Annotated in this window: 11 protein-coding genes; 8 read left to right on the top strand and 3 right to left on the bottom strand. The window is 48.3% G+C overall.

Going from position 1 to position 11,941, the window contains the following annotated elements:
• Positions 1–299: 299 nt before the first annotated feature.
• From ABXS88_RS08340 to ABXS88_RS08305, 8 genes are all read left to right on the top strand, one after another.
• Positions 300–1,682, top strand: coding sequence for a cytochrome c biogenesis protein (locus tag ABXS88_RS08340; protein ID WP_353674714.1), 1,383 nt, complete (start codon positions 300–302; stop codon positions 1,680–1,682).
• A gap of 336 nt (positions 1,683–2,018) precedes the next feature.
• On the top strand, positions 2,019–6,011 hold the full coding sequence (locus ABXS88_RS08335; RefSeq protein ID WP_353674713.1) for a magnesium chelatase subunit H: 3,993 nt from the start codon (positions 2,019–2,021) through the stop codon (positions 6,009–6,011).
• Positions 6,012–6,071: 60 nt separating this feature from the next.
• A complete protein-coding gene (locus tag ABXS88_RS08330) occupies positions 6,072–6,596 on the top strand; it encodes a hypothetical protein (protein ID WP_353674712.1) in 525 nt (174 codons plus the stop codon).
• A 23-nt stretch (positions 6,597–6,619) separates the two neighbouring features.
• The gene (locus tag ABXS88_RS08325; RefSeq protein ID WP_353674711.1) at positions 6,620–7,042 is read left to right on the top strand and encodes a FlgT C-terminal domain-containing protein; all 423 of its coding nucleotides are present in this window, start codon (positions 6,620–6,622) and stop codon (positions 7,040–7,042) included.
• Between the two features lie 709 nt (positions 7,043–7,751).
• Positions 7,752–7,973: a DUF433 domain-containing protein gene (locus tag ABXS88_RS08320; protein WP_353674710.1), complete on the top strand. Its 222-nt coding sequence runs from the start codon at positions 7,752–7,754 to the stop codon at positions 7,971–7,973.
• Positions 7,970–8,299: a DUF5615 family PIN-like protein gene (locus ABXS88_RS08315; RefSeq protein ID WP_353674709.1), complete on the top strand. Its 330-nt coding sequence runs from the start codon at positions 7,970–7,972 to the stop codon at positions 8,297–8,299. The genes ABXS88_RS08320 and ABXS88_RS08315 overlap by 4 nt, the downstream gene beginning before the upstream one ends.
• A 483-nt stretch (positions 8,300–8,782) precedes the next feature.
• Positions 8,783–9,391 (top strand): DUF3038 domain-containing protein, encoded by a 609-nt coding sequence (locus ABXS88_RS08310; protein ID WP_353674708.1) that lies wholly within the window; start codon positions 8,783–8,785, stop codon positions 9,389–9,391.
• The gene (locus ABXS88_RS08305) at positions 9,388–10,032 is read left to right on the top strand and encodes a DUF4335 domain-containing protein (protein WP_353674707.1); all 645 of its coding nucleotides are present in this window, start codon (positions 9,388–9,390) and stop codon (positions 10,030–10,032) included. The genes ABXS88_RS08310 and ABXS88_RS08305 overlap by 4 nt, the downstream gene beginning before the upstream one ends.
• Here the strand turns inward: ABXS88_RS08305 and ABXS88_RS08300 are convergent.
• Genes ABXS88_RS08300 through ABXS88_RS08290 form a run of 3 tightly spaced genes read right to left on the bottom strand, consistent with a single transcriptional unit; the run spans position 9,968 to position 11,918 of the window.
• Positions 9,968–10,432 (bottom strand): ferredoxin, encoded by a 465-nt coding sequence (locus ABXS88_RS08300; RefSeq protein ID WP_353674706.1) that lies wholly within the window; start codon positions 10,430–10,432, stop codon positions 9,968–9,970. The two genes, ABXS88_RS08305 and ABXS88_RS08300, sit on opposite strands and share 65 nt — an antisense overlap.
• 18 nt (positions 10,433–10,450) lie before the next feature.
• Positions 10,451–11,245: an MlaE family lipid ABC transporter permease subunit gene (locus tag ABXS88_RS08295; RefSeq protein ID WP_353674705.1), complete on the bottom strand. Its 795-nt coding sequence runs from the start codon at positions 11,243–11,245 to the stop codon at positions 10,451–10,453.
• Positions 11,246–11,303: 58 nt separating this feature from the next.
• Positions 11,304–11,918 carry a heme-copper oxidase subunit III gene (locus ABXS88_RS08290; protein WP_353674704.1) on the bottom strand — a complete coding sequence of 205 codons (615 nt, stop codon included), beginning with the start codon at positions 11,916–11,918 and terminating at the stop codon, positions 11,304–11,306.
• Positions 11,919–11,941 lie beyond the last annotated feature (23 nt).

Raw genomic sequence — 11,941 nt, 5'->3', positions numbered from 1 at the left:
CCTTTCGGAACAAGACACGAGCGCTTGGTTATCTGGCATTGCTAAAACAGCGGGTTATACTGCTCAACAGTTGTTTAAGGCCCTCTGGGAGTCCCAAAATAATTTAGACATAGAATCTGATTAGGGTTGTTTTGGATATTTTCAGAGTAGTTTTACTAACTCCCTATCTTTTTCCCTTCAGTTAAGCCATTAGAATAAATAAGCAAGAGGGCCTTGACCCCACGCGGATGTTTTGGCCTGTCAAGCTTCTGCTCTTTTTTACTGTAAAGCCCTAGGCTTTTTCTCCCAGCGATTGATCTATGACCCTGTCCGAATCTTCTGCGTCTCCGAAGGAGAGCCTTGCCCCGGCCCGTTTCCTGCTCAAGACCATTGCGGATCTGCGCTTGGCCATTGTCCTACTGTTATTGATTGCGATTTTTAGCATCAGCGGTACGGTCATTGAACAGGGCGAAACCCTGGCCTTTTACCAGGCCAATTACCCCACGGAACCGGCCCTGTTTGGCTTTTTGAGTTGGCAGGTCATCCTGGCCCTGGGCCTGAACCATGTCTATCAAACTTGGTGGTTTCTCTCTCTGCTGATTCTCTTTGGCAGTAGTCTGATTGCTTGTACTTGGTTTCGTCAATGGCCGGCCCTCAAGGCCGCCCGTCGCTGGCAATACTACCAAAAGCCCCGACAGTTCCAGAAGCTGGCCCTGGGTTTTTCCTTACCCCAAACCTCCCTCGGTGGGATTGTGGAACCGCTACAAACTCGGGGTTATCGGGTTTTTCAAGACGGGCCGAAACTCTACGCTCGCAAGGGCCTAGTCGGTAAAATTGGCCCGATTGTTGTCCATGCTGCCATGATCATTATTTTGATCGGGGCCATTTGGGGGGCCTTGGCCGGATTTCTAGCCCAAGAAATGGTGGCCAGTGGGGAAACCTTTCAGGTGAAAAATATCATTGAGGCTGGCCCTTTGGCCAAGGGCCAAATTCCCAAGGACTGGGGGATTCGGGTTAATCGTTTTTGGATTGACTACACTCCCAGCGGCGCCATCGACCAATTCTATTCCGACCTATCCGTGGTCGATACCGACGGCCAAGAACTAGACCGCAAAACCATTTTTGTGAATCAACCCCTGCGCTATCGGGGGGTCACCTTTTATCAAACCAATTGGGGCATTGCCGGAGTCAAGGCTCAGATCAATAACAGTCCGATTTTTCAGCTTCCCATGGCCCCGTTACCGACGGAACAGGGGGGCAAACTCTGGGGTACCTGGATTCCCACCAAGCCCGACTTGAGCGAAGGGGTGGCACTGCTCACTAAAGACCTCCAGGGCACCATGATCCTCTATGACCAAGCGGGCAATCTCTCCAGTGCGGTACGTCCTGGCATGAGCCTTGAGGTGAACGGCGTGACGCTTAAAATACTTGAGTTGGTGGGCAGTACCGGCCTGCAAATCAAAGCCGATCCGGGAATTCCGCTGGTTTATCTGGGTTTTGGCCTATTGATGGTGGGAGTCGTGATGAGCTATTTTTCCCATTCCCAAGTCTGGGCCCTTTACCAAGAAGCCGATCACACCCTCTACCTTGGCGGTCGCACTAACCGGGCCCAGGTTCATTTCGAGCGAGAATTATTGGCGCTAGTGAAGCAATTAACCGCCGAGGCTACTCCAGGCACTTCGCCAACAACTGTAAATAATTAAATTTTGATAAGCAAATAACATTTTCAGGCAGGGCCAATCGTTTCGGCCCTGTCTATATTTTTGCCCTAGTAATTTTTGGGGCTAGATTCCCTGAGAGGCTAATTTCCAAAGGGCATACAGAAATCAAGCGTTTAGTAAGCACCAAGGATGTAAACTTATGTAAATAATAATTGATAGTAAGCGCTCACGTATTTGGTCAATCTTTGTAACAGACTGTTTCACATTTGTTAACAAATTGTGTCAGACAACGGCTGAAACCCCCATTGGAGGAAAGTTTTCTGCTAAAAAGACCTATGAGCGTCATCCTTAACGATCACACAGGAGAACACAAAGTCTATGTTCACTCACGTCAAGTCCACCATTCGCCGCATTGAGCCAGACGATACTAACGGGCGTTCTCTGCTTAAGGTGGTCTATGTCGTGCTGGAGTCTCAGTACCAGAGCGCTCTCTCGACAGCCGTCAAAAATATTAACCGTACCAATCCCCATCTGGTCATCCAAGTTAGCGGTTATTTAATTGAGGAGTTGCGAGACCCCCAGAACTACGAAGACTTTAAACGGGATATTGCCGAGGCAAATCTCTTCATTGCCTCCCTGATCTTTATTGAGGATCTGGCCGATAAAGTTGTGGCGGCCGTTCAGCCCCACCGGGATCGCCTGGATGCTGCCATTGTTTTTCCCTCCATGCCCCAGGTGATGCGCCTCAATAAGCTGGGGACGTTTTCTATGGCGCAGTTGGGCCAGTCCAAAAGTGCGATCGCCCAATTCATGCGCAAACGCAAGGAAAATTCCGGGGCCGGCTTCCAGGATGCCATGCTTAAACTCCTGCGTACGTTACCCAATGTGCTGAAATACCTGCCGGTGGATAAGGCCCAGGATGCCCGTAACTTCATGCTCAGCTTCCAGTATTGGCTAGGGGGCTCCTCGGAAAACTTAGAGAATTTCCTGTTGATGCTGACGGATAAATATGTTTATCCAAACCTGGGCTTGGGCAAACTGGTGAACTACGAAGAGCCAGTAGTCTATCCGGACATGGGCATTTGGCATCCCCTCTCCCTGAAGATGTTTGAGGATGTGAAATCCTACCTGGCCTGGTACAACAGCCGCACAGATATTAGTGATGATCTCAAGGATCCCTTAGCGCCTTGCGTTGGTCTGGTGTTGCAACGAACCCATTTGGTGACGGGGGATGATGCTCACTACGTCGGCATGGTGCAGGAACTAGAAGCCATGGGGGCCCGCGTAATCCCTGTCTTTTCCGGGGGTCTGGACTTTTCTAAACCTGTGGATGAATATTTCTGGGATAAATCCCTGCCCGGCGTCGAACCCTTGGCCATTGTCGATGCCGTTGTTTCCTTGACGGGGTTTGCCCTTGTTGGTGGCCCGGCTCGTCAAGACCATCCCAAGGCCATTGATTCCCTCAAGCGACTAAATCGGCCCTATATGTGCGCCCTGCCCCTAGTCTTCCAAACCACAGAAGAGTGGGAGGAAAGCGATCTAGGCCTACACCCGATCCAAGTGGCCCTGCAAATCGCCATTCCTGAACTGGATGGAGCCATTGAACCGATTATTCTTTCGGGTCGAGATGGGTCTACGGGCCGGGCCATTGCGTTACAGGATCGCTTAGAGGCCATCGCCCAACGGGCCATGAAGTGGGCCAGCCTGCGCAAAAAACCGAAATTAGATAAAAAAGTCGCGATTACCGTCTTTAGCTTCCCACCGGATAAGGGCAATGTTGGTACAGCTGCCTACCTGGATGTTTTTGGCTCTATTTATGAAGTAATGAAGGGCCTACAAGGCAACGGCTATGATGTCCAAGACCTGCCCGGTTCGGCCCAGGAACTGATGGAAGCCGTCATCCACGATGCCCAGGCCCAGTACCACAGCCCCGAACTGAACGTGGCCTATCGCATGTCGGTGGAGCAATACGAACACCTGACCCCCTACTCGGTACGTCTCGAGGAAAACTGGGGTAAACCGCCGGGACACCTCAATAGTGATGGGCAAAATCTACTGATCTACGGCAAAGAGTTCGGCAATGTCTTCATTGGGGTACAGCCCACCTTTGGCTACGAAGGCGATCCCATGCGTCTGCTCTTCTCTCGTTCCGCCAGTCCCCACCACGGCTTTGCCGCCTACTATACCTACCTCAACCATATCTGGAAGGCGGATGCCGTCCTCCACTTCGGTACCCACGGCTCCCTGGAGTTCATGCCCGGTAAACAGATGGGGATGTCCGGGGATTGCTATCCCGACAACTTGATCGGCAATATCCCTAACCTTTACTACTACGCCGCCAATAACCCCTCCGAAGCCACCATTGCCAAACGTCGGAGCTACGCCGCCACCATTTCCTACCTGACGCCGCCAGCGGAAAATGCCGGTCTTTACAAGGGCCTACAGGAATTAAGTGAACTGATTGGTTCCTACCAAACCCTCAAGGATACGGGTCGGGGTGTTCCTATCGTCAACACGATTATGGACAAGGCCCGGCTCTGTAATCTAGACCAGGATATTGCTCTGCCCGATACCGATGCCAAGGATCTGAGCAGTGAGGAACGGGATACCATCGTTGGCTCTGTCTATCGCAAGCTGATGGAAATTGAGTCCCGTCTATTACCCTGTGGTCTCCACGTGATCGGCAAACCTCCGAGCGCTGAAGAGGCGATTGCCACTTTAGTTAATATTTCGAGTTTGGATCGGGAAGAAGAGGGAATTTGGTCTCTGCCCACGCTCATTGCCGAGAGCATTGGTCGCCAGATGGAGGATATCTACCGCAATAGCGATAAAGGAGTCTTAACTGATGTCGAACTCCAGCAGAGCATTACCCTAGCGACTCGCGCTGCAGTTTCGGCATTGGTTTATGAACAGATCAATGCCGATGGCCGGGTTTCCTTGGTTTCTAAACTAAACTTCTTCAATATCGGTAAGAAGGCCCCCTGGGTACAGGCCCTGGCCGATGCTGGCTATCCCAACGTGGATCAGGATAAACTCAAGTCCCTGATGGAATACCTGGAATTCTGTCTGGAGCAGGTTTGTGCCGATAACGAACTGGGCGGCCTGCTCAAGGCCCTGGAAGGGGAATACGTCCTCCCTGGCCCTGGTGGCGACCCCATCCGTAACCCCAACGTCCTGCCGACCGGTAAAAATATCCACGCCCTTGATCCCCAATCGATTCCGACCCTGGCAGCGGTACAATCGGCCAAAATTGTGGTGGATCGCCTGATTGAGCGGCAAAAAATCGATAACGGCGGTAACTATCCCGAAACCATCGCCTGTGTCCTCTGGGGAACCGACAATATCAAAACCTACGGCGAATCCCTGGCCCAAATTATGTGGATGGTCGGCGTCAAGCCCGTACCCGATGCCCTGGGCCGGGTCAATAAACTGGAATTGCTCTCCCTGGAAGAATTGGGCCGGCCCCGTATTGATGTAGTGGTCAACTGCTCTGGAGTCTTCCGGGATCTGTTCATTAACCAGATGAACCTTTTGGATCAAGCGGTGAAAATGGCCGCCGAAGCCGAAGAACCCCTGGAAATGAACTTTGTCCGTAAGCACGCCCTGGCCCAAGCCGAAGAAATGGGGGTCAATGTTCGCCAAGCGGCCACGCGGGTCTTCTCCAATGCCTCCGGTTCCTATTCCTCCAATGTCAACCTGGCCGTGGAAAACAGTAGCTGGGAAGATGAAGCGGAATTGCAGGAAATGTACCTCAAGCGTAAATCCTTTGCCTTTGACTCCGATAATCCGGGCATGATGGCCGAAAGTCGCACGATGTTTGAACGGGCCTTGAAGACCGCCGATGCAACTTTCCAAAACCTAGATTCCTCGGAAATCAGCTTGACGGATGTCTCCCACTACTTCGACTCCGACCCCACCAAGTTGATCTCCACCCTACGGGATGATGGTAAAAAACCTTCGGCCTACATTGCCGACACCACCACCGCCAACGCCCAGGTACGGACGTTATCCGAAACGGTACGTCTGGATGCCCGCACTAAGTTGCTCAATCCCAAGTGGTACGAAGGCATGCTTTCCCACGGCTACGAAGGTGTCCGGGAACTATCCAAACGTCTCGTCAACACTATGGGCTGGAGTGCTACGGCCGGCGCAGTGGATAACTGGGTCTATGAGGATGCCAATACCACCTTTATCAAAGATCCGGAAATGTGTAAACGGCTGATGGATCTCAATCCCAACTCCTTCCGCAAGATGGTTGGAACCCTGCTAGAAGTGAATGGCCGGGGCTATTGGGAAACCTCCCAAGAAAACCTCGACCGCTTGCAGGAACTCTATCAAGAAGTAGAAGACCGCATTGAGGGGGTCGAGTAGAAGATACACAGGGTAAGGGGCATAGTTTGAACGCTAGCCCCTTCAACTTAGCTAGAATATATGAAAGATAATTTTTGGGGGCGTATTTGGTCGAGTTTCCGGGAAGTTCAAAATTTTTGGTATGGATTTTTCGGAATTGTCCTTGCCATTCTCTTTTCTGTGGTCTCAGGGAAGCTTACAATTCCCCTCTACGTTGTTGTTATCTTAATTACAGTCTTCATCCTAATCATTTCAACGCTATTTAATGCCTATGAATTAACCCATAAAGACTATTTACGTTTTCGACATCCTGCCATTTTGCGAGTTGTCAAAGAAAACAAAAATAAAACCATTATTTGTTTAATTGAATACTCTGAGGTATTTGCGATTGATTCTCGGGTGTCCTTTTACTATACCGACGAAAATGGTTTTGAGTCTTTAATTGCCATTGGTTATGTCAAAAATGTTCAACGTGATGGCAATGTTCAGGTGGAGGTTGATTATCCTGAGCCGACTTATCAGGACATTTTAGCTCGTTTAGAAAATAATGATTCTCAAGTCCTCGCTAAAACATTTATTAAACCTGGAGTTACTAGGGATTTCTAACTGACAACAATAAGGAGATAAATATGGAAAATCAATCCTATGCCCCTATGATTGCTAAACCTGGAGCTTTTCCAGCAAAAGTTGCTAGAGTTATTGATAATTATAAGCTGGTGATTAATCGCGGCAAAGAGCATGGTATTCGTGAAGGACAAAGAGTCATGATTTATAAGGTAGATCAAGAGCAAATTGTTGATCCTGACACAGGTAAGTTGCTAGGAAACTTAGAATTAGTTAAGGGCACTGGTAAAGTTTTTCAGGTAGAAGACAAATATGCGATCATTGAGTCTGATAAAACATATCAAAAACTCAGTATTAATAGAAGAGGTAATCGTGTAGCACAGCTTTTCTTAGGAGATGTTGATAATTTTGGGGTAATAAAACCAAAAGAAGTAATTTTAAGGCCATTCGACAACCCTCAAGTTGGCGATTCTGTTAAACCCATTTAATCTTCAAAAGTTGTTCATCCAAATTAGTTGTGTTCATTACAAAAACATGAATTGTCATTTCAAACTCGTATGTAAAGAAAATTAAATGTCTCTTGTTGTATATCCAGACTGCTCTCAAAAAGTTAGCTCTAATGCTGATACATGCCGTTATTGTGATTGCTCAATAACAGGAAAAATTAAGCATCTTGGAGCCGAAATTAGCAAATCGTCGAGGATTATGTCTGCACACAGGTATTAACTTGTGGCTTCTTATGTTTGCGATAACTTTAGCTTGTATTGTAGATAGCTTTTAAATACAATCGTACCTGTTGTGGCGATTTTTCCTGGAACTTTATGGTTGCTTTTAAATATTGATACATGGTTCCAGAAAAATTAATATTCATTTAAATAACAGCAACCCTTACTGTAATTTTGCGTTATTTTGAAAAGTTGTAGACATCAGGAAATTTCAATGCAGATTAAAGAACGACCCCCCCCCAGAGCTCCAAGACCTACTTCGTTTGGCTATAATTGAAAGCCTAGACGACTATCTTAACCCATAAGAATTAGAATTATAAGTATCACCGACTATACAACAACAGTTAATAAAAATTCGTGAAAACCGACAAAAAAACATGAAACAATTAGCTCAGCGAAAGCATACCAATGAGTTGATTTAGATTGATTCTTATCTATTATTCTCACTCCAATTTTTTCAAGGACAAGTATCATGAATAAAATTCAAATTCATCCTGATATTTGCAACGGCAAACCAACAATTTCTGGAACCAGAATTACTGTACAAACTATTATGGGATTTCTGGCCGCTGGAGACTCAATCCCAGATATCCTAGAAGAATATCCTAACCTAACTGAAGACGATATTTATGCCTGTCTCCAATTTGTCACCAAGCTGATGGCTCGAAGCTACCAAATAAAAGAAATTGCATGAAGGGCTATTTATTTGATGAAAATCTACCCGCAAACGTAACGTTTCAATCATCTTTGCCAATTTATCATGTCTCTAGTTTGGGGAAGAGTCCAACAGGTAGCCAAATTTGGGAATATGCTAAAGTCAACAACCTAATTATTGTGACTAAAGATGCTGACTTTTCAGAAAGACTAATGATTGATGAATTTCCGGCTAAAGTTGTTCATTTGCGTTTTGGCAATATGCGTAGAAAAGACTTTCATCAATTTCTAGCAAAAATTTGGCCAGAAGTTGAAAAATTCATTATTGACTATAAAATTAATAAACATATATGTCGATTATATTGAAGCATTAAAATAATTTTTAATATCCCAGCACAAGAAACCTAAACTCTGAAATTTAATGGCGAGCAGATCGCCATCATGAAGAAAATTAAACAGCGATTACCCAATTAAGATTATCAAGTTTAGGAGGAAACATCCATGCAGATTACAAACCTAACAACCTAACAACCTAAGAACTCCAACACTTCCAGATAAATTAATGTTGTCCTTTACAATTTTTGGTCATCGGTTTATATTTTCGGAAATATAAAAGCCACGTCGAATGCAATCTTGCTAACCTAGTGTCGAGCCTCTCCTATTCCCTTGTGCAATAACCGAACGAGCTGTAAGGTTCATTTCGCCTCTGAGAAAGACTTCAGATTCGCTTGCCTTGTCGAGGCCATAATACCGGGAGTGATAAGATGAGAGGTCGATACTCCCACCGCACTGTCTATTGTCCTTGTCCTGTTTAAGCAAAATTTTTGGATGAGTCCCGTCGTCGCCTCAATGCCTGACCCCACTACTGCTGTTGACCATCAGCCCCTGATCCTCAAAACCTTGCCAGATTTTCCCCTCTCTGGCCAGCGCTGTGTCGCCCGGATTCAACAGCAAATCGATCTAGTTTTACTGGCCATCGAAGCGTTGGAAATTGGGGCATCGGAGCGGATGTTAGAAACCATTGAACAATTGGAATTGCAAGCGGTGATCCGCAATCGCCTTGAGTTATGGCGTTTGCGATGTACTAATCCCTGGCGACGTTCCTACCAGCGCACTACCTTGAGCCTGGATCAAGCAAAAACGTTAGTTTTACTAGCGAATTATCGGGCTAAGCAGTTAACCGTCCCCATTCGCCAACTCCTCCTCGCTGAACAACAGATGCGGGAAAAGGATTTACCGGTGGGGACTCATTTTTTGCTCTCAGAATATCTAGAACAATTTCGTTCCCACTTTCAGAGTCGCATGAATCCCCGACGGGCTAAGGTCTCGGTCTACCTGGCCTCGGAAACAGCCCTTGATGACTTTGCCCTGGCCCTGCTCAAGCAACTCCTTTTTTGCACGGGCACGAATGGTCTCCAGCGGTTTTGGATTAGCTTATTTGATGGAGAAGTGGCATGAATATTCGTCGTCAATACAATCTACCTAATTGTACTTTGGTACTAGAAGGCTTGAGTGATGGCAGTGACCCCCAGTCCCTGCGGCCGCCCCTATCCATTGTTGTCAACGTCCAATGCCAATTTGTCGGGATTAACCAAACCCTAGAGGGCGGACGATCTTTCCTAGAAAGTTTGGCCCAGGTGGTCAGCCACTATGCCCAGACCTGTCTAAGCGGGATTCCCCATTCTCCGCCACCGAAAACCAACGATGAGTATTGTGAACTCACTCCCTTACCTGACCCATCTCTCCATCGTTTAACCTGGCATCCCGCTTCCGAACTTCACCAGGCCCCGGTTTCTATCGACCTATCCACTGTGCAACTGTTTGACTTAGTGGAAGCGGTAGATCAATTCATTGCTGACAGTCAAACCCTTCCCGATTTTTCCCTTAAGCTGGCACCGGCCTCACGCCGTTTTCGCCCTCCAGACGAACCCCTAGCCCAGCGACTTGTTCCAGCTACCATTGGTTTTATTGGCCTGGCTGTGGCGGCAGTAGGCGTTTACCTCCTGCCCATCCCTGAGGTCAAAAAACCAGAGCCTAAGCCCGCAGCGAGTCCAACTCGGACAATTCCAACTGCGCCGACTTCCCCACCGAGGCCGTAGCGGGAATGGGCCTGTCTAAGACATGGGTAACTAAAAGATAATCAGCTACTGGTTGATTGCCCAAGAGGTGTTCTTGGATGATTCGTTCCAAGACTTCCGGGGTACAGCTATGGTACCAAGTGCCTTCGGGGTAAATTAATAAAAGCGGGCCTTGAGCACAGATGCGGAGGCAATTGGCTTTAGTGCGGAAAACACAGGTAGGACGGTCGACTTGGGGCCGGTTCAGACCCAGCTCTGCTAATCGTTTTTTCAGGTAATCCCAGGCCACGAGGCTGTCCTCTCGGTCGCAACACTTGGGCTTGGTTTGGTCACAACAAAGAAAAAGATGACGCTCGATCAGGGGAATACCGAGGTCATCCACAATTTTGCTCAAAGGGCCAGGATTAGAAAGGTTAGGCATGGTTGAGAAGAGAGTTCTTTACTCAATACTCACATCTCCGGTGCCTTGGAACATCAGCCAAGAGAGGAAAAAGTTAAGGATAAAGACCGCCAGTAGAGAGGTGACAACCGCCGTCGTTGTCGATTGGCCGACTCCTTTGGCCCCGCCAGTGGTGGTTAGGCCCCAGCTACAGCCAATCACCGCAATCACCGCGCCAAAAATGAGTGATTTAATAAGAGAACTAAACACGTCCCAGAGTTCCACAAAGTTTTGCACGGATTTCAGAAAGACACTGGGGTTGATGTCGTAAAGACTATAGGCAATCAATAGGCCCCCGGCCATGCCCACCAAGAGCGAGAGCAGATCCAAAATCGGTAACATCAGGGCACAGGCCACCACCCGAGGCACGACTAAGTAATCAATAGGATCGGTTTTGAGCATGTAAAGGGCATCAATTTGCTCCGTCACCCGCATGGTTCCGATCTCCGCCGCAAAGGCCGACCCAACCCGGCCCGTGACGACAACTGCGGTTAAAACCGGGGCCAATTCTCGGGCCAGGGCCAGGGCCAATACCCCGCCCACCGTTGTTGTTGCCCCAAAATAGATAAACTCGCGGGCCACCTGGATGGTAAAGACCATGCCGACAAAACTTGCCGTCACCAGGGCAATACTGGTGGACTCCGGCCCGACAATATTCATTTGAGTCAGGGTGTTGCGTCGATGAATACGGCCCTGCAATAGGTGCCAAAAAACCTGTCCCCCCAAAAAGCAGGCCACAATTAAGCGCTGGAACCAAACATTAATCGGATTACCTAAAGCAGGTTGTTTACGCATTGGGGACAGGAGAGTGAAATGGGCGGAACCGCAACAGTGATGTTACCCCACAGGGAGTTTAGAGAAGATAGACCAAGATAAACAGAATAATCCAGACCACATCAACGAAGTGCCAGTACAGTTCCGCTGCTTCAACCCCAAAGTGGGATTGGCTGGAGTAGTGGCCGGTAGCGCGAGAGCGCCATAACACCGCCAAAATGAGCATTAGGCCAAAGGTAACGTGGAGACCATGGAAGCCGGTCAAAACGTAGAAACAACTGGCAAAGAGGTTGGTGGTTAACCCCATTTCTAGGTGAAAGTATTCGTAGACCTGGCCGGCGAGGAAGGTAATCCCCATCAGGGCCGTCAGGCCAAACCATTTCTGTAGGCCAGCGTTATCGTTCCTTTTAATGGCCGCCTGGCCTTGGTGCATGACAAAGCTACTGGCAATCAGAATAATACTGTTAATGCCGGGTAGAAGTAATTCCCGTTCCGGGGTACCTTCAGGAGGCCAGACGGGCATCATACTGCGATAGATCAGATAGGCCGAAAACAGGCCCAGAAAGATCGCACTTTCCGCCACTAGGAACATGACCACCCCAAAAAGACGGTGGTCGGGATGGCCCGCATGATGGTGGTCTGCCGCGGGGGCGGCAGTGGTGAGATGGGCAGTTTGCAGAGCAGATCCTTGCATGAATAGTTCGCCTTAAATTACGG

The organism is Synechocystis sp. LKSZ1, assembly GCF_040436315.1.
In the GTDB taxonomy this organism is placed as follows: Bacteria; Cyanobacteriota; Cyanobacteriia; order Cyanobacteriales; family Microcystaceae; genus Synechocystis.
Note: the sequence above shows the minus strand (reverse complement) of the source record. Positions and strands in the feature narration are given on the sequence as shown.

Bases quoted from the DNA above. Each gene is read 5' to 3' on its own strand.
- ABXS88_RS08335 (WP_353674713.1), top strand. From the start codon at position 2,019: ATGTTCACTCACGTCAAGTCCACCATTCGCCGCATTGAGCCAGACGAT.
- ABXS88_RS08290 (WP_353674704.1), bottom strand. From the start codon at position 11,918: ATGCAAGGATCTGCTCTGCAAACTGCCCATCTCACCACTGCCGCCCCC.
- ABXS88_RS08330 (WP_353674712.1), top strand. From the start codon at position 6,072: ATGAAAGATAATTTTTGGGGGCGTATTTGGTCGAGTTTCCGGGAAGTT.
- ABXS88_RS08310 (WP_353674708.1), top strand. From the start codon at position 8,783: ATGCCTGACCCCACTACTGCTGTTGACCATCAGCCCCTGATCCTCAAA.
- ABXS88_RS08295 (WP_353674705.1), bottom strand. From the start codon at position 11,245: ATGCGTAAACAACCTGCTTTAGGTAATCCGATTAATGTTTGGTTCCAG.
- ABXS88_RS08340 (WP_353674714.1), top strand. From the start codon at position 300: ATGACCCTGTCCGAATCTTCTGCGTCTCCGAAGGAGAGCCTTGCCCCG.
- ABXS88_RS08305 (WP_353674707.1), top strand. From the start codon at position 9,388: ATGAATATTCGTCGTCAATACAATCTACCTAATTGTACTTTGGTACTA.
- ABXS88_RS08300 (WP_353674706.1), bottom strand. From the start codon at position 10,432: ATGCCTAACCTTTCTAATCCTGGCCCTTTGAGCAAAATTGTGGATGAC.
- ABXS88_RS08315 (WP_353674709.1), top strand. From the start codon at position 7,970: ATGAAGGGCTATTTATTTGATGAAAATCTACCCGCAAACGTAACGTTT.
- ABXS88_RS08325 (WP_353674711.1), top strand. From the start codon at position 6,620: ATGGAAAATCAATCCTATGCCCCTATGATTGCTAAACCTGGAGCTTTT.
- ABXS88_RS08320 (WP_353674710.1), top strand. From the start codon at position 7,752: ATGAATAAAATTCAAATTCATCCTGATATTTGCAACGGCAAACCAACA.